This is a genomic window from Enterococcus sp. DIV1315a (genome assembly GCF_051712325.1).
In the GTDB taxonomy this organism is placed as follows: Bacteria; Bacillota; Bacilli; order Lactobacillales; family Enterococcaceae; genus Enterococcus; species Enterococcus faecalis.
The window spans coordinates 1,125,458-1,144,242 of sequence record NZ_JBIOOS010000001.1 but is presented as its reverse complement, the minus strand read 5'-3'; the positions used below and the strand labels follow the sequence as shown (position 1 = coordinate 1,144,242).

Below are 18,785 nucleotides of genomic sequence, written 5' to 3'. Positions count from 1 at the left end.
CTATGAGTTTGTATCAAAAATTTATTCAAAATGAACGTTTGCGACGTTTTTGCGTCCTTGCTTTGATTATTTTTGTGCTTTATTTATCCAGAAGTATGATTACAACAATTCTTTTAACATTTATCTTTACCTATTTAGCTGTTCGTTTGGTCCATTTTGTTCAACGCTATATGAAAATCCCGACGATTGTCATCGTTCTCTTAACCTATGCATTGGTTGTTTTTCTAATCTATTTAGCGATTACTAAATATGTTCCCGTTCTAGTTAACCAAACGACTCAAATGATTAATTCTGTAGTTGATTTTTATCAAAGTCCACATACAGATACAAATCAAGTATTGCAATTTATTGATCAATACTTGGAAAAATCTAACTTACTCTCTCAACTCCAGAATGGTGCTTCAATGATTTTACGCTACATTCAAGATATTGGTGCTGTCGGTTTATCATTTGTCATGTCCTTTATTTTAAGTTTCTTCTTTATGATTGAGAAGAAGCAAATGGCCGATTTTTCTAAGTTATTTTTAAAAAGTGATTTTGATTGGTTTTTTCAGGATATCTATTATTTTGCCAACAAGTTCGTCAACACATTTGGTGTCGTGATGGAAGCTCAGTTTTTCATTGCTGTGGTGAATACAGTCATTACTACCTTGGCTTTGGCGATAATCGGCTTTACTCAGCTACCTAGTTTAGCCATTATGATCTTCATTTTGAGCTTAGTCCCAGTTGCTGGTGTGATTATTTCCTGCATTCCGCTAAGTTTCATCGCTTATTCCCAAGGTGGCTTGAACGATGTGATTTATATCTTAGCTTTAATTACAATCGTCCATTTATTTGAATCTTACGTGCTAAATCCTAAATTCATGTCTAGTAAAACAGAGTTACCAATCTTTTATACGTTTGTCATTTTATTAGTTAGTGAGCGTCTTTTTGGTGTATGGGGACTTATTGTAGGAATCCCTGTGTTCACTTTCTTCTTAGATGTCTTAAAAGTAAAACCAATTCGTGGCCTGAAACGGCTACCTAATGTGAAAAAAAATAGTTCAGCAGAATAATTTCTGCTGAACTGTTTTTTTATTGTTTTCTTAAATCATTTAAAATAGCCATGGCTCGGTCTTGGTTCATCGTTTTTTGACGTTTTAATTGTTGAGCGACTGCCTCAACTTCTTTACCAGTAGCTCCGACCGTCATCGCTAAAGAACGTGCTTGTAGAGCCATGTGTCCTTTTTGAATTCCTTCAGAGACTAAGACCCGTAACGCCGCTAAATTTTGTGCCAAACCAACAGCCGCTACTACTCGACTTAGTTCTTTTGCATCCGTCACTGCTAACAAATCAGCGGCTGCTTGAGATTTAGGTAAGACTTTTGTGGCACCGCCAACCGTGGCTAAAGCAAGCGGAACTGAAATTTCACCAATTAGTTGTTCGCCATCCAGCGTCCAACTAGTCAAGCCTTGGTAGCGACCTTCCTTCACCGCAAAAGCATGACAAGAAGCGCTAACAGCGCGTGTATCATTTCCTGTAGCTAAAACTACAGCTTCAATGCCATTCATGATCCCTTTGTTATGCGTGACTGCCCGATAGGGATCTAATGAAGCATAGCGTGAAGCTAAAACAATTTTTTCAGCAATTTCCCGGCCATTGATCCCCTTACTTAAACGTGAAACTGGAATAGCCGTTTTCATCGTAACAACCGACTCCGTTGCGTAATTACTTAAAATACTGAATAAAATCTTTTGCTCCGCAAACCATTCACGGAACAACTCGGCCACACCTTCCAACATAGCGTTAACGATATTTGCCCCCATTGCATCCTTAACATCTACTAAAAAGTCGACAGATATAAATGATTCATCAAAAGCACGATACTGCAAATCTCTTAAGCCGCCGCCGCGTTTAACGATAGATGGATAACTTAACTCTGCTTGTTGAAAAATTTCCGCTTCTCTTACTTGTAGTTTATCAATCAATGACTCGGGATCTGCAACATCGTAAAAAACGATTTGTCCACGCATTAAGCGTTGTTGACTCACTGTTTTAAATCCTTGTGCTATTTTTGCACCATTACTCAAAGCCGCAATCACTGAGGGCTCTTCTGTCGCCATTGGTACCAAATAATCAGTTTCGTCCACTGTTAAATGTAAGCCAACGCCCATCGGCACTTCTGTTTCACTGATTTGATTTTCAATCATATGATTGGCAATCTGCGAAGATAAAGCCGTATTTTCAAATTCTTTTTTTGTATCAGCAGAAATCTGGCCTTCATTAAGAAGCGAAGCCAGGCGTTCCTCAGGACTCATTTGATAAAATCGGCTGTTTTTTTTTTGCTGAGGTCTCTCTAGTAGCATAGCGAGTCCTAAGCCACCGCCGATACATAAAGAAGCCACGCCATATTTCTTTTCTTTTTGATTTAATTGATAACTTAAACTCGTTAATAAACGAGCACCTGTGGCACCAATCGCATGACCTAATGAAATACCGCCACCATAAATGTTAACCTTTTCCTCTGGTAAAGACAGTTCTCTTTGGACCACAATTGAAGTTGCTGCAAATGCTTCGTTGATTTCATACAGATCAATTTCTTCCGTAGTAAGTTGATTGCGCGCTAACAGTTTTTGAATGGCTTTAATCGGCGAAATTCCCATATAGGCTGGATCAATACCGACTTCCACACTGTCTCGAATAATAGCTAAATAAGGAAGACCGTGTGCTTCGGCATATTCTTGTGAAGCAATAATCAAAGCAGAAGCCCCATCATTAATGGTTGATGCATTCCCTGCTGTCACAGTACCGTCTTCTTTAAAAACTGTTTTAAGCGTTCCTAGCTTCTCAACGCTCGAATTAGGGCGAATCCCTTCATCTTTCTCCACAAGCGTTCCTGACACTTCTAATGGGGCTATTTCGTCAGCGAATATCCCTTCTGCTTGTGCTTGAGCTGCTTTTAATTGTGAATGTACAGAAAATTGATCTTGCTCTTCTCTAGTTACATGATACTTTTCGGCCACATTTTCAGCAGTTAAGCCCATTGCCTGACCACTAAAGGCATCCGTTAACCCATCATACATCATACTAGAAAAAGGCGCATCATAGCTTTCTGTTTCGTAATTAAATCGTTGTAATTTAGGTGCTTGGGACATATTCTCAATCCCGCCAGCAATTAAAACTTCCGCTTCTCCTAATTGAATCAATTGTTTCGCCAAAATAACGGCCTTCATTCCTGATCCGCAGACCTCATTAACCGTCATTGCGGGAATTTCATGAGACAAACCGCTGTTTATTGCTATTTGTCGTGCGGGATTTTGGCCATTTCCAGCTTGTAAAACATTTCCAAAGATTACTTGATCAATTTCTTCAGAAATAGTGGAATGTCTTTTTAAAAGTTGTGTTGTAACATGTGTTCCTAAGTCTACGGCACTTACTTGACTTAAGCTGCCTTTATATTTTCCAATTGGTGTTCGTAATGCATCAATAATAACTACTGTTTTCAACTAAATGCACCTCCATCTTGAAATATATCATAAAATCCCAGAATCACAAGTGCCAATTACTGAATGTTAACAGACTTATAAGATATTTTTTAATAATCTATGAAGTTAATACAAAAATTCCCCATTTTGGTTCATTTCGTGCTATTTTATATAATGAATCTATTTATCGTAAAGGAGTTAAAGAAATGACAATTGGGATTGATAAAATTAGTTTTTTTGTGCCCCCTTATTATATTGATATGACGGCACTGGCTGAAGCCAGAAATGTAGACCCTGGAAAATTTCATATTGGTATTGGGCAAGACCAAATGGCGGTGAACCCAATCAGCCAAGATATTGTGACATTTGCAGCCAATGCCGCAGAAGCGATCTTGACCAAAGAAGATAAAGAGGCCATTGATATGGTGATTGTCGGGACTGAGTCCAGTATCGATGAGTCAAAAGCGGCCGCAGTTGTCTTACATCGTTTAATGGGGATTCAACCTTTCGCTCGCTCTTTCGAAATCAAGGAAGCTTGTTACGGAGCAACAGCAGGCTTACAGTTAGCTAAGAATCACGTAGCCTTACATCCAGATAAAAAAGTCTTGGTCGTAGCGGCAGATATTGCAAAATATGGCTTAAATTCTGGCGGTGAGCCTACACAAGGAGCTGGGGCGGTTGCGATGTTAGTTGCTAGTGAACCGCGCATCTTGGCTTTAAAAGAGGATAATGTGATGCTGACGCAAGATATCTATGACTTTTGGCGTCCAACAGGCCATCCATATCCTATGGTCGATGGTCCTTTGTCAAACGAAACCTACATCCAATCTTTTGCCCAAGTCTGGGATGAACATAAAAAACGAACCGGTCTTGATTTTGCAGATTATGATGCTTTAGCGTTCCATATTCCTTACACAAAAATGGGCAAAAAAGCCTTATTAGCAAAAATCTCCGACCAAACTGAAGCAGAACAGGAACGAATTTTAGCTCGTTATGAAGAAAGCATCATCTATAGTCGTCGCGTAGGAAACTTGTATACGGGTTCACTTTATCTGGGACTCATTTCCCTTTTAGAAAATGCAACGACTTTAACCGCAGGCAATCAAATTGGGTTATTCAGTTATGGTTCTGGTGCTGTCGCTGAATTTTTCACTGGTGAATTAGTAGCTGGTTATCAAAATCATTTACAAAAAGAAACTCATTTAGCACTGCTGAATAATCGGACAGAACTTTCTATCGCTGAATATGAAGCCATGTTTGCAGAAACTTTAGACACAGACATTGATCAAACGTTAGAAGATGAATTAAAATATAGTATTTCTGCTATTAATAATACCGTTCGTTCTTATCGAAACTAAGTATTTAAATCCCCCGATTCAATCAACAAAAGAGCTAGACATTCAAGTTTTTGCTTAAATGTCTAGCTCTTTTTATGAAAGCCAAACTTCTTTGACCCCGTCTGTCACGGCGATACCATCTGTCAAAGCTAAACGTTGTGAATAAGAAACGTAGCCATAATAAACATCAACACCGCCGCCATTGTTCCAAGTAACAGTGATTTTAACATTTGGAGTAATCGATTTTGTAGCTGGTTGGGTCGTCGGGCGATAACTAGTCGTATCATAACTTAAAATAGTGCCCGAAGCTCCACTTATTTCGGCTTTTCCTGTGTAAATTTCGCCATTCGTATTCGTCTGCGTGACCGCTCCATTCGCTTCAATGATTAACCCCGCTTGCTTTTGATCTCCTCGTGGATAATAAAAAAGATACGTGGTTGCCCATTTAGCAAATTCATCTGGAATCGGTTTAAGTGATTCTGTTTGTGCCGGACTCGACTTCGTTTGCTTTTCAACCGCGACTTCTTCTTGTCTTTTTAAGCCTTCATTATTTTGATTATTTAGTTTCTCAACCGTTTCTTTAATGATCGAATAGTGTGGTTTCCCTAAATCGCTAACAGGGATCGTAGCTAATTTTTCTTCTGATTCTTTATATTGCCCCTCTGCCGTTAACTTTTTAGCTTCTGTAATAATGGCATCATACTTGGTTTGGTCTACAGAAGAGGATGTGCTTTGTCCCGTAGCTTCGACTTGTTTTGTGACACTGGTTTTTTCCGTGGTCACGTCTGACGAATTTCCACAAGCACTTACAAACATTGAGCTAACGATTAATAAACATCCCACAATCACATGCTTTTTCATCTTTAAATCCCCCATTTGTCTATCTTTGTTATTTTTTGTTACTTAAATTATCCCATAGATGAACAAAAGAAACCATTATTTATAAAAAAGTTTAGCAAGCGCTTCAAGAGAGGCACTTGCTAAACTTTTTTCTCACTGTTATTGATTGATTACTTTGACTAGTTCTTCAAATAATAATGCACTAGATGCTGCTCCTGGATCAATATGACCAATTGCTCGTTCCCCTAAATAAGAGGCACGTCCTTTTTTCGCCACCCAATCTTTTGTTGCTTCAGCAAATTGTTCAATTTTTTCTTCATTAAATTGTTCCGTTCCAATCACTTCAGCAACAGGTGCCCAGACATCAACCATCGTTTTATCTCCTGGTTCAGCTTTGCCACGCATCTGAATCCCAGCTAGACCTTGCTGAACAATTTCTTTTAATTGCTCTGGCGAACTGATGGTTTCCAAATCTTTTGTCGCTTTAGTCATATTCATAAACGCAGTACCATATAAAGGACCAGAAGCTCCGCCAACTTTTGAAATCAAAGCCATGGATAGGACTTTAAATGTCTCCGTGATTGTTGTTGGTACTTTTTTGTCAAACGCAATTTTGTATTCAGCCATACCACGAGCCATGTTGTTACCGTGATCCCCATCACCAATCGGCGTGTCTAATTCACTTAAATAGTCTTTTTTTTCTTCAATAACTTTTGAATAGTTGTCTAACCATGTTTGAATGTCTTGTACTGTTAATTCCATCTTTTATCACCCTTACCAAGAAATTGTTGTTACATTGCTTTCTAGCGCTGTTTGCCAGTCTTTTGTCGCCAAGTCAATCATCGTTAAAGATAATCCTTGCATGTCAATAGACGTCATATAGTTACCCACTTTATGGAAGGTCACTTGAACACCTTTATCTTCTAATAATGTTAGCACGTCGTTCATAAATACAAATTGTTCCATTAATGGCGTGCCGCCCATGCCATTGACAAGTACCCCCACTGTTTGTGGTTGTTGTTCATAGCTACTTAATGTTTTTTCAACTAATTCTTTCGCTAACTCTTTCGATGGTTGGATTTTTTCACGACGATAGCCTGGTTCTCCGTGAATCCCTACGCCAAATTCAATTTCATCTTCTGGTAAAGTAAAACCTGGTTTGCCAACTTCAGGCACAGTGGCTGCTTTTAAAGCCACTCCAATTGTTTTCGTGGCTGCTACAATTTTTTCTCCTAAAGAAACGAGCTCTTCTAAAGAAGCACCTTGGCGGGCATGATGTCCTAAAATTTTATGGACAAGAACAGTCCCGGCAACGCCGCGTTTTCCAGCGGTATAGGTGCTATCTTCGACTGCAATATCGTCATCGACAACGACCATTTCTACATGAATGTCTTCCATATCAGCCATATCTTTGGCCATTTCAAAGTTCAAAATATCGCCTGTATAATTTTTTACGATTAACAGAACACCGGCCCCTTGGTCTGCCGCTTGGATCCCTGTTAAAATTTGATCTGGTGTTGGTGAAGTAAAGACATCACCTAAAACTGCGGCATTTAACATTCCATCACCAACAAACCCAGCATGTGCAGGCTCATGACCACTTCCGCCACCAGATACTAACCCAACTTGTTTGTTTGAGTCGTTGCGAGCAATCACGCGAGAATCTTCGACTTGATGAACAAGGTTTCCATAGCTTTTCACAATTCCTTGGAGCATTTCTTCGACAATTTTACCAGGTTCATTAATAATTTTTTTCATTTAGTTCCACCCTTTCTTACCAGCATTTTGAGCTTCTGCTAAAATTTGCGTCAAATCATCTGAGACACCTGCAGTAATTGCTGCCGCAAAGGCACCTTCAACCAATGGGGCATCGACTAAATGATAATGTTTCTGTTGGTCTTCTTCTAGCATATCAAAAGCTAATTCTGAACTTAAAACGGCACTGCCTAAATCGGCAAAAATTAAAAATTCTCGGTCAGAGTCCGCTTCGTTAATCGTGTCAATGATTTTCATTGGATCTGAACCTAATGAACCATCTGATGTGCCACCAAGTGAATGAATCTTAATTTCTTCACTGGCGTTCATCTGTTCAATCATCTCTTTAATACCATCTGTAATCATTTTGCTATGTGAAACGAGTAAAATATCTGCTTTCATGTGGACACTTCCTTAATCTAATTTATGTCTTGTTTTATATTCTTGTCCGACTTTATCTGCAACAATGATTGCATTCGCTACTTCTTCAACGACAATTGGAAATGGCATTGAATGAATTGATTCTTCTGGAATGCAAGCAATTTTGGCTACTTCCAACGCTTCTTCATAAGTGATTTCATCGACACCAATGTCTGAAAGCGTTAATGGTAAACCTACAGAAGCGCTAAAGTCTAAAACAGCTTCTAATTCGTCTTTAGCTGCATCTTCTAATACAAGTTGTGCAATTGTTGCAAAGGCTACTTTTTCACCATGTAAATAACTGTGCGCACCAGGTAAGACTGTCATACCGTTATGAATCGCATGCGCTGCAGCTAAACCACCACTTTCAAAACCTAAACCTGAAAGTAAGATATTTGTTTCGATAATCTTATTCAATGATTCAGTAACCACATTTGCATCACAAGCTAATTTCGCTTTTAACCCATCTTCCTGGAGGTTTTCCCAGCAAAGTTTTGCCATGGCCAAAGCTGCATATGTGCCGCTAGCAGCAGGCGTTAAGCCTTCTCTTGAACCCATGGGCAAACTAGCATTAACCCGAGAATATGAATTGTGTGTTGCGCGTGCTTCAAAATATGTGGATAAGGCATCCCCCATTCCAGCAACTAAAAATCTAGTTGGCGCTTTGGCAACCACTTTTGTATCAACCATAACGACGCTTGGACTTTGTTTAAAGTAAGCATAATCATCAAATGAGCCATCTTCATGATATAGTACAGCTGAATGCGAAGTTGGTGCATCTTGAGCCGCAATCGTTGGTACAATAATTAAGTTTTCACCTTCTGCTACGACTTTTGAAGCATCGATTGCTTTACCGCCACCTAAACCAATGATACAGTCTGCTTGTTCTTTTTGTCCAACGTTTTGCAAGCGCTTTGTTTCTTCACGCGTTACTTCTCCACTAAAGCCACCCTCTACGAAGGTAATGTCAAACTTTTTCGCTGTTTCTTCCAATTGTGGACGTACACGATCAACGTCAGCAGGATTTGCAATTAGTAACGCTTTTTTTCCAAAAGTTGAAACGAAGTAACCTAAGTTTAGTAATTCATCTTCCCCTTGAACATATTTCGTTGGTAAAATCAATGCTTTTCTCATGTTGATAGCCTCCTATATTTTGTTTACATACATAGTATAAAACGCTTTCATTCAAAAAGCATTGAACTTTTGGTATCGTTTTCTTGCAAAAAATGATAGAATTATTTTGTGAAATAATAAAATATTATGATTTTTAAACTTTAGATTGAAGGATTGCCTTATGACTGTAGAATTAAAAAATATTTTAGATTTAGAAAAGTGGGAAAAATTGCAAGAATCATTGGCCTTAAGCACTCGTTTAGCCATTATTTTAGTCGATTATAAAGGTCGTCCTGTGACGAAACATAGTCAAGTTCAACCCTTTTGCCAACTGGTACGTAACTCCCCTGAGCTCTCGAAACTTTGTGAAAAATGTGATGCTCGTGGTGGCTTGGAAGCCGTTCGCACTGGTCAGCCTTTTATCTACCGTTGTCACTTTAATATCGTTGATATGGCCATCCCCATTATTGTTGATGACCAGTATGTAGGAGCCATTATGGCTGGTGAAGTTTTGCTCGAAGATCACCAAGAAGAGTTAGAACAGGTTTTAACCATGAATGATGCCTTCATTCAAGAATTTTTAGTAACACACCAAGAGCTGTATCAACAATACCCTGTTTTAGAACTAGCAGACTTAGAAAAGAGCGCGACATTAATCGCAGATTTAAGCCAATATATTATTTCTGAAGCCATCAAAAAAGATTATTTAATCAATACGTACAAACAATCCTTACAGATTAGTTCGCGAAAAGAAGAGCTGGAGCCATTGAATATGATCCAAAAAGATATTCAACAAACTTTATTAACTGCTCAATTAACTCCTTCAAGTGCCTATCAAACTAAAAATAAGCAATTACAACCGGTTTTAGATGCCCTTTGGGAAAACAAATCGCTGCGTTTAAATTTACAAGAACTGGCAGACTTTGTTCATTTGACACCGACGTATTTAAGTCGTTTATTAAAAGAGGAGTTTGGTATTCCCTTTAGTCAATTTTATCGACAATTAAAAATCACATGGGCTAAACAGCTTCTTTTGGAGACAGATAAAACAATTGCCCAAATCAGTGAAGATTTAGGGTTTGTTGAAGATAGCTATTTTGTCCGTATCTTTAAACAAGAAACGGGTGAAACACCTCTTAAATACCGTAAAAGAAAGAACAGATCATAAAAAAACAACGACTTAGAGAAGTCGTTGTTTTTTTACACCTTTTGCTCTTGCTGTGGCTAATGCAACAAGTGCAAAAGGCGCATTATATCTGTCGTGCGACAAAGTGATACTATTAAATATGAATTGGTAAACCTAAAGCCAATTCAGCTGTATCCATAGTAATTTCGCCCAATGATGGGTGTGGGTGGATTGTTAAAGCAATGTCTTCTGCATTCATGCCAGATTCAATAGCTAAAGCTAATTCAGAAATCATGTCACTTGCACCGACACCGGCAATTTGTGCACCGATGATGACATTGTCTTCTACAGTTGTAACTAAACGCATGAATCCTTCAGTTTTATCTAAAGAGATTGCACGGCCGTTACCAGCAAATGGGAATTTATAGCCTTTTGCTTCGATTCCCGCTTCTTTTGCTTCTGCAACAGTCATACCAACGCTTGCCAATTCTGGATCAGTAAAGGCAACAGCTGGCATTGCTTTGTAATCAACTGCAACTTTCTTACCAGAAATTGCTTCAGCAGCAATTTTTGCTTCGTAGCTTGCTTTATGCGCTAACGCAGCACCTGGTACGATGTCGCCGATTGCGAAGATGTTTTTCACGTTAGTACGTCCTTGGTTGTCAACTGGGATTAAACCACGTTCGCCAATTTCAACGCCCGCTTGTTCTAAGCCTAAGTCGTCTGTGTTTGGACGACGTCCAACAGTGACCATTACGTAATCTGCTTCAACACTTTCTTCTTTTCCGTTAACTTCATATTTAACAGTGACGCTATCGCCATTGTCAACAGCTTCTTTAGCCATTGCAGAAGTCACGATTGTTACGTTTTTCTTCTTGAAGTCGTCTGTGACAACTTTAACCATATCTTTTTCATAAGTTGGTAAAATTGATGGGCTACCTTCTAAAATTGTTACTTCTGAACCTAAGTTAGCATAAGCGCCACCTAATTCAGCACCGATGACACCGCCACCGATAATAACGAATTTTTTAGGAACTTCTTTTAAGTTTAAACCGCCTGTAGAATCTAACACGCGTCCGCCAAATTTGAATCCTGGGATTTCAATTGGACGAGAACCTGTTGCTACAATAGCATTATTGAATGAGTAAGTTTGTGCTGAGTCTGGGTGAATAACACGCAATGTATTTTCGTCAACGAAGAATGCTTCGCCTTCAATAATTTCTACTTTGTGTTTTTTCAATAACATGCCAACGCCGCCTGTTAATGATTTAACAACTGTGTTATCTTTCCAGTCTTGTGTTTTTGCAAAGTCTAATTCGACTCCTTTAGCTGTTACACCAAAAGTTGAAGAATCTTGTGCTTCTTGGTAATGATGTCCAGCAGCAATTAAAGCTTTTGAAGGAATACATCCAACGTTTAAACAAACGCCTCCGATGTATTCACGTTCGATAATCGCAACTTTTTGACCCATTTCTGCGGCACGAATTGCGGCAACGTATCCTCCAGGACCAGCTCCGATTACGACTGTATCTAGTTCAATGGCGAAATCTCCTACTACCATTTGTTAATCATCCTTCCATTAATAGTAATTCTGGATCAGCTAATAAGCGTTTAATGTTGTTCATTGCTTTTTGAGCAGTTGCGCCGTCAACGATACGGTGGTCAAAGCTTAATGATAATTTCATCATGCGTCCCACAACGATTTCGCCGTCTGCATTAACAACTGGTTCTTGTGCAATTGTACCAACGCCTAAAATAGCAACTTCAGGGTAGTTGATTACTGGTGTAAACCAGCCGCCACCGACTGAACCAATGTTACTAATTGTGATTGTACCATCACGCATATCTTGTGCAGTTAATTTACCTTCGATAGCCATTGCTGCTTTTTCGTTGATTTCATCAGCGATAGCAAACATGCTCTTCGTATTAGCATTTTTAACATTTGGTACATATAAGCCATGATCTGTATCAGTAGCGATACCAATGTTAAAGTAATTTTTGTAAACAATTTCTTGTGCTGCGTCATCGATTGATGCATTCAAGATTGGGAATTTTTGAACAGTTGAAGTCAATGCTTTTACAACGTATGGTAAGAATGTTAATTTTGTACCATTTGCAGCAGCAACATCTTTAAATTTCTTACGGTGATCCCATAATTTAGAAACTTCTACTTCATCATGTAATGTTACGTGAGGAGCAGTGTGTTTGCTGTTAACCATTGCTTTAGCAATTGCTTTACGTGTTGGTGTCATTTTTTCACGTGTTTCCATTTCGCCTAAATCAGAAGTAAAGGCTTTTGGCGCTGCTTTAGGTGCAGCTGCTTCCGCTTTAGGTGCTGCTTCTGTTGCGGCAGCTTCAGTAGCTGGTGCTGCTTGAGAACCACCAGAGACAAAGGCATCAATATCCGCTTTAATGACACGGCCACCTTTACCAGTTGCAGTTACTTGTGTAATATCAACGTCTTTTTCACGCGCATACTGACGAACAGATGGCATTGCTAAAACGCGTTTGTTTGGATCAGCGGCTGCAACTACGCCTGTTGAAGCGGCTGGAGCTGATGCTTCCGCTTTAGGAGCGTCAGTAGCTGGTGCTGCGGCTGCCGGTGCTGCTGAATTATGACCAGGTGCGTCAATTTCAACTAACACGTCACCAACGTTTGCAACTGTTCCTTCTGGTACAACGATATTTTTTACAGTACCTGTTACTGGTGATGGAATTTCTTCTACTGATTTGTCATTTTGTACTTCTAATAATGAATCATCTTCATTAATTGTGTCGCCAGCTTTAACGAACCATTTAACGATTTCGCCTTCGGCAATTCCTTCACCGATGTCTGGTAATTTGAATTGGAAAAATCCGCCAGCTGCTTCTGTTGTTGGTACAGCAGCAGGTTGTGCTGGTGTTTGTTCTTGTGCAGGAGCTGCTGGTGCTGCATCGTTATCTTCGTGACCAGGTGCGTCGATTTCGATTAACACGTCACCAACGTTTGCAACTGTTCCTTCTGGTACAACAATATTTTTTACAGTACCTGTTACTGGTGATGGAATTTCTTCCACTGATTTGTCATTTTGTACTTCTAATAACGTATCGTCTTCGTTGATTGTATCGCCAGGTTTTACAAACCATTTAACGATTTCGCCTTCGGCAATCCCTTCACCGATATCCGGTAATTTAAACTGATAAGCCATTTTTTAAGTCTTCCCTTCTTCGTTGGATCTGTCTATTTTCTTAGGAGCAAAACGCGGGGAAACGACTATAGTAGCTGAACATTTCATGCCTATAGCCGTATTCCACCTGTTTAATTCTTCGTTTATCTACTTCGAATAACTATTAAAATTCGACGATTTCTCTAGCTTTTGCTTCGATATCTTTCGCATTTGGTAACCAGATATTTTCTGCTTGTCCGAATGGGAAGATTGTATCTGGAGCAGATACACGTCCGATTGGTGCTTCTAATGATAATACGGCACGTTCAGAAATTTCAGAAACAACCATAGCGCCAACGCCAGCTTGTTTTTGTGCTTCTTGAACGACAACCACACGGCCAGTTTTTTCAACAGAGTTAATAATTGTTTCCACATCTAAAGGAGCCACTGTACGTAAGTCAATGATTTCTGCTGAAATATTGTCTTTCGCTAAGCTATCAGCTGCTTTAATCGCTTCACGAACCATAGCGCCGTAAGTGATGATTGATACGTCTGTTCCTTCACGAGTTACAGCCGCTTTATCTAAAGGTACTTCATAAGCTTCGTCTGGCACTTCCTCACGGAATGAACGGTATAATTTCATGTGCTCTAAGTAGACAACTGGATCGTTGCTGCGAATAGATGAAATTAATAGTCCTTTTGCATCGTAAGGGTTTGATGGAATAACAACACGAACACCTGGTGATTGTGCGATTAATCCTTCTAAGTTATCTGAGTGAAGTTCTGGTGTATGAACACCACCACCAAATGGGGCACGAACAGTAATTGGCATATTACGAGTTCCACCCATACGGTAACGCGTACGAGCCATTTGACCAACGATTTCGTCAAATACTTCAAAAACGAAACCAAAGAATTGGATTTCAGGAACTGGACGGTAACCTTGCAAGGCAAGACCGAAAGCCAATCCACCGATACCAGATTCAGCTAAAGGTGTATCGAAGACGCGGTCTTCACCAAATTTTTCTTGTAAACCTTCAGTTGCACGGAAAACCCCACCGTTGTTACCAACGTCTTCACCGAAGATTAAGACATTTTCGTCTTTCTCTAATTCAAGAGCTAAGGCATCTGTAATTGCTTGGATCATAGTTTTTTGTGCCATTTTTATTTCGACTCCTTCGCTTCATAAAATGCAATTTGTTCTTTAATTGTTTGAGGTTGAACTTCAAACATATTTTTCAAGAAATCAGAAACTTTTTGTTTTGGCGCTTTATCCGCTTCTGCAATCGCTACTTTGATTTCTTCTTTTGTTTTTTCAATAATTTCTTCTTCTTTTGCTTCAGACCATAAGCCTTTATCTGTTAGATATTTACGGAAACGAGTCAATGGATCTTTTTGTACCCATTCGTCATCCATTTCTTTTGAACGGTAACGTGTTGGATCGTCTCCAGATAAAGTATGTGGACCATAACGATAGGTTAATGTTTCAATTAAAACTGGACCGTTTCCTGCAGCTGACCAATCGCGTGCTTCTTTTGCAATTGCGTAAACTGCTAATGGATCCATACCATCAACTTGAATACCAGGAATTCCTGCTGCAACAGCTTTTTGAGCTAAAGTTTTAGCCGCTGTTTGTTTTTCACGAGGTGTAGAAATCGCAAAACCATTGTTTTGGATAATGAAGACACCGTTTGCTTGGTAAGCACCAGCAAAGTTAATTGCTTCATAGAAGTCCCCTTGTGAAGAACCGCCGTCACCAGTATAAGTGAAGACAACATTTTCTTTTCCACGTTTTTTCAATCCTAAAGCAACACCAGCTGCTTGGATGTATTGAGCACCAATGATAATTTGTGGTGGTAATGCATTTAAATCTTCCGCGTAGTAGTTCCCTGCTACGTGACCACGAGACCATAAGAAAGCTTCTCTTAATGGTAAACCATGTTGTACTAATTGAGGTACATCACGGTAACCTGGTAATAAGTAGTCTTCTTTTTCCATTGCAAATTGACTTGCCAATTGGCTTGCTTCTTGTCCAGCTGTTGGCGCGAAGAATCCTAAGCGTCCTTGACGGTTTAATGCAGTAGAACGTTGGTCTAACACACGAGACCAAACCATGCGTGTCATTAATTCAACTAATTCCTCATCCGATAAATCAGGTACTAAATCTTCATTCACAATTTTTCCATCTTGATCCAAGATTTGGAAAGTTGGGAAATCAGCGTCGACTTTAGCCATTAGCTCTTTAAAGTCAATAGGTTTTTGTTTCTTAGCCTTTGCCATTTTGTCACACAATCCTCTCTATTACGTTTCTTTAATTTCGATAAAAGTAAAACAGAGTGCGAAACTGTATTACTTTTTATCGACTACACTTAACAAATTATCACTAAATTCGAAAAAGCGCAAGAAAAAAACTCTAATTTCTTCATTTTTTCACAAAAGAGCAAAACCGCATGTTTTTGCGGTTTAGTGATAATTTTCACAAACAAGAAAACGGTTTCCGTTCTACACTTCTTCTGTACTATTTTTCTCCTAACTGTTATATTCTATTTTGAAAATATTATATAACAGTTCTATTAATTCGAGCTCTCTCATCCCCGAGCTGGCTAGTAATCTGATTTCCGAACTTTGCGTTTTCATGAAAATTATCTTGAAAAAACCAAAAAATAAAAACCGTCAGCCGAGTAACCTACTCAGCATGCGGTTTTTTATTTTTTAGAGAACAAAGTTTTTTTCGTTAATTTTTATTTTTTTGGGCTCGTTTTTTTAACAAATACTTTACCTTAGGTTTTATCACGAACATTCATTACGTAAAATCACCAAATTTTCGCAAAACGAGTAATACAGCTTAGCAATTTCTTTTCTCTTTCAGTAGATTTTACTAAATCCATTCCTTGGTAATTTTAATATATAAACGTTTAGCTACTTCAACAGTTAACATGTACGCAATGATGATTCCAAAGAACCATGGCCAGTAGTTAGCCGGAAGTTTCACAAAGTCAAAAACCTCTCTTATAGGCGTTGCTACAATCAGGAAACCGAGTAAAATTGCGCCTAAACTACTTAACATCACAGGCATTGATGCACGACTTTGAATGAATGGTATTTTCCGCGTCCGGACCATATGAACAACTAACGTTTGACTAACAAGTCCCACCATAAACCAACCTGTTTGGAATAAATGTTGAGTTGCCAAACTATTGGCGCTAAACACAAACCACATGACAAGATACGTTAGAATATCGAAAATACTACTTACCGGGCCAATACATACCGTAAATTTCGCTAGCCCGTTCGTTTCCCACCGAACAGGGCTTAATAACTCTTCTTCATCGACATTATCCCAAGGAATTGTCAACTGAGCCACATCATAAATCAAATTTTGAATCAAGAGTTGTAAGGAAAGCATTGGTAGGAATGGTAAAAAGGCACTGGCTACTAAAATTGAAAAGACATTCCCAAAATTAGAACTGATGGTAATTTTAATATATTTCATCATATTGCTAAATACTTTTCGTCCTTCAATCACACCAGATTCCAGTACATTTAAACTTTTTTCCAGTAAAATAATCGAACTAGCATCTTTAGTAATATCAGCTGCAGTATCTACTGAAATGCCCACATCAGCTTTTCGTAATGCCGGTGCATCATTAATGCCATCCCCCATAAAACCAACCGTATGACCTTTTGCTTGTAGCAATTCAATAATTTTAGATTTTTGCATCGGATTTAATTTGGCAAATAAATTAGTTTCTTCCACTTGCGCCCGCAACTCTTCATCTGTCATTGCTTCAATTTGAGAACCTAATAACACATGGGAAACTTCAATACCTACATCTTTACAGACTTTTTTGGCGACAATATCATTATCGCCCGTTAGCACTTTCACGTTGACACCATGTTCATGTAAGGAGCGGATAGCGCTGACGGCTGACTCCTTTGCTGGATCAAGAAAACCCATAAATCCAATCAATGTCATCTCTTTTTCATCTTCAACTGAATAAACTGCTTCTTTGTGGACATCTTTTTTTACAGCTACCGCTAACACACGCATCCCTTGTTTGTTCATTTGAACATTCACTCGGCGTAGTTCTTCTCGTACAGCACTGCTTAATGGTACAATTTCGCCATTAATTTGCGCATGCGTGCACACTTCTTCCATTTCTTCCACGGCGCCTTTCGTAATCATCAATTGATGATCATCTGCATTCACGACAACCGTTAAGCGGCGTCTGGAAAAATCAAAAGGAATTTCATCAATTTTAGTGACATTTTTAAACGGCGTTTTCCATTGATGCTCTTCATAAAAATTAATAACGGCAATATCCATTAAATTTTTCCAACCTGTTTGATAAGAAGAATTTAAGTAGGCTAAATTTAGAACCTCGTCACTCAAATCACCTAATGGATTCAAATGTTGAACCAAAACTACACGATCTTCGGTAATCGTTCCAGTCTTATCTGTACAGAGCACATCCATACCACCCAAATTTTGGATAGCCGCTAATTCTTTAACAATGACTTTATGTTTCGATAAGGATAATGCACCCTTGGCTAAGTTACTCGTAACAATCATTGGCAACATTTCTGGTGTCAAACCAACTGCAACGGCAATCGCGAAGAAAAACGCTTCGCCCCAAGCACCTTTAGTTAAACCATTAATCAAGAAAACGATTGGAAACAAAATCATTACCATTCGTAATAAAAACTTACTGACTTTTGCTAAGCCTAAGTCAAAACTAGTTTTTCCTCGTTGTGTTGTAGCATTTTTAGCAATATCACCAAAAAATGTATGTTGCCCAGTTTTTAAAATAATCGCTTTTCCTTGTCCACTCAAGACATCTGTGCCCATAAACACTAGGTCTTGCATATCTAATGCAGAAACCTCTGTTTGTTGACGATCCACACCTGCATCCACAAATTTTTCGACAGGCATGGATTCGCCTGTTAGCGACGATTGATTAACGAATAAATCTTTGGTCCAAATCAACACGGCATCTGCAGGAATCATGTCTCCTGTAGCTAAAGTTACAATGTCTCCTGGAACAATTTCGTCCATTGGAATTTCTTTCGTAATTCCTTCCCGTGTCACTGCAGCGGTGTTTTCAATTAATTCTTTTAAATCCAAACTCGCTTTTTGAGAACGATATTCTTGTATAAAAGCAATCAAGACACTGGCTAAAATCATCACGCCCATCACGATAGCGGCTTCGAAATCTTTCGTTAATGTTGAAACGACCATCAATAAGGCTAAGACATAGACAAACGGATCTTTGAATGCACTTAAAAATAAAATAATTGCTGGGGTTGGCTTTTGTGCAGAAACTTCGTTTGGTCCAAATTCCTCTAATCTTTTTTCGGCATCTTCATTCGAGAGTCCTTTTTCAGATGTCCGTAATTCCATCATTAATTCCCGTTCAGAAAGCAAAGCCAATTTACGTAATTCTTGATCTTTGGTGGCTTTTCTCATATCCATTGTTTTTTTGTTCATCATTTTCTTTTCCTCCAAGGTTGTGGTCACCTGCCGAAAAGAGCGCTAAAATCTTCTCCTTTCATTGGTGACTGTATTTTGTTTCTCTGTTCACT

General features: G+C 38.9%; 14 protein-coding genes. 3 read left to right on the top strand and 11 right to left on the bottom strand.

Going from position 1 to position 18,785, the window contains the following annotated elements:
* The first annotated feature begins 2 nt into the window (after positions 1-2).
* A complete protein-coding gene (locus IGJ03_RS05520) occupies positions 3-1,055 on the top strand; it encodes an AI-2E family transporter (protein WP_002357754.1) in 1,053 nt (350 codons plus the stop codon).
* Positions 1,056-1,074: 19 nt separating this feature from the next.
* Here IGJ03_RS05520 and IGJ03_RS05515 read toward each other — a convergent pair whose 3' ends face one another.
* Positions 1,075-3,486 (bottom strand): hydroxymethylglutaryl-CoA reductase, degradative, encoded by a 2,412-nt coding sequence (locus IGJ03_RS05515; protein WP_375804709.1) that lies wholly within the window; start codon positions 3,484-3,486, stop codon positions 1,075-1,077.
* Positions 3,487-3,671: 185 nt separating this feature from the next.
* On the opposite strand from IGJ03_RS05515, the gene IGJ03_RS05510 reads away from it, so the two are divergent.
* Entirely contained in the window at positions 3,672-4,823 is a 1,152-nt protein-coding gene (locus IGJ03_RS05510) for a hydroxymethylglutaryl-CoA synthase (protein ID WP_375804708.1), read from the top strand.
* Positions 4,824-4,895: 72 nt separating this feature from the next.
* Here IGJ03_RS05510 and IGJ03_RS05505 read toward each other — a convergent pair whose 3' ends face one another.
* From IGJ03_RS05505 to IGJ03_RS05485, 5 genes are all read right to left on the bottom strand, one after another.
* On the bottom strand, positions 4,896-5,678 hold the full coding sequence (locus tag IGJ03_RS05505; RefSeq protein WP_181366861.1) for a hypothetical protein: 783 nt from the start codon (positions 5,676-5,678) through the stop codon (positions 4,896-4,898).
* A gap of 123 nt (positions 5,679-5,801) precedes the next feature.
* Positions 5,802-6,404 carry a dihydroxyacetone kinase subunit DhaL gene (dhaL, locus tag IGJ03_RS05500; protein WP_002357759.1) on the bottom strand — a complete coding sequence of 201 codons (603 nt, stop codon included), beginning with the start codon at positions 6,402-6,404 and terminating at the stop codon, positions 5,802-5,804.
* Positions 6,405-6,416: 12 nt separating this feature from the next.
* Positions 6,417-7,400, bottom strand: a complete 984-nt coding sequence (gene dhaK / locus IGJ03_RS05495; protein ID WP_002357760.1) for a dihydroxyacetone kinase subunit DhaK — start codon at positions 7,398-7,400, stop codon at positions 6,417-6,419.
* Complete coding sequence (dhaM, locus tag IGJ03_RS05490) at positions 7,401-7,799, bottom strand: dihydroxyacetone kinase phosphoryl donor subunit DhaM (RefSeq protein WP_010712393.1); 399 nt, start codon at positions 7,797-7,799, stop codon at positions 7,401-7,403. It abuts the gene before it with no gap.
* 12 nt (positions 7,800-7,811) lie between these two features.
* A complete protein-coding gene (locus tag IGJ03_RS05485) occupies positions 7,812-8,951 on the bottom strand; it encodes a glycerol dehydrogenase (protein ID WP_002363858.1) in 1,140 nt (379 codons plus the stop codon).
* Between the two features lie 160 nt (positions 8,952-9,111).
* On the opposite strand from IGJ03_RS05485, the gene IGJ03_RS05480 reads away from it, so the two are divergent.
* Positions 9,112-10,098 carry a PocR ligand-binding domain-containing protein gene (locus IGJ03_RS05480; RefSeq protein ID WP_375804707.1) on the top strand — a complete coding sequence of 329 codons (987 nt, stop codon included), beginning with the start codon at positions 9,112-9,114 and terminating at the stop codon, positions 10,096-10,098.
* A 112-nt stretch (positions 10,099-10,210) separates the two neighbouring features.
* Here the strand turns inward: IGJ03_RS05480 and lpdA are convergent, their stop codons facing one another.
* From lpdA to mgtA, 5 genes are all read right to left on the bottom strand, one after another.
* Positions 10,211-11,617: a dihydrolipoyl dehydrogenase gene (lpdA, locus tag IGJ03_RS05475; RefSeq protein WP_002357765.1), complete on the bottom strand. Its 1,407-nt coding sequence runs from the start codon at positions 11,615-11,617 to the stop codon at positions 10,211-10,213.
* A 7-nt stretch (positions 11,618-11,624) separates the two neighbouring features.
* Positions 11,625-13,244 carry a dihydrolipoyllysine-residue acetyltransferase gene (locus IGJ03_RS05470; protein WP_425135833.1) on the bottom strand — a complete coding sequence of 540 codons (1,620 nt, stop codon included), beginning with the start codon at positions 13,242-13,244 and terminating at the stop codon, positions 11,625-11,627.
* A gap of 142 nt (positions 13,245-13,386) precedes the next feature.
* Positions 13,387-14,364, bottom strand: a complete 978-nt coding sequence (locus tag IGJ03_RS05465; protein ID WP_002357767.1) for an alpha-ketoacid dehydrogenase subunit beta — start codon at positions 14,362-14,364, stop codon at positions 13,387-13,389.
* Between the two features lie 2 nt (positions 14,365-14,366).
* Positions 14,367-15,482 carry a pyruvate dehydrogenase (acetyl-transferring) E1 component subunit alpha gene (pdhA, locus tag IGJ03_RS05460; RefSeq protein ID WP_002357768.1) on the bottom strand — a complete coding sequence of 372 codons (1,116 nt, stop codon included), beginning with the start codon at positions 15,480-15,482 and terminating at the stop codon, positions 14,367-14,369.
* Between the two features lie 598 nt (positions 15,483-16,080).
* Positions 16,081-18,693: a magnesium-translocating P-type ATPase gene (gene mgtA / locus IGJ03_RS05455; RefSeq protein WP_002413922.1), complete on the bottom strand. Its 2,613-nt coding sequence runs from the start codon at positions 18,691-18,693 to the stop codon at positions 16,081-16,083.
* Between the last annotated feature and the right edge of the window lie 92 nt (positions 18,694-18,785).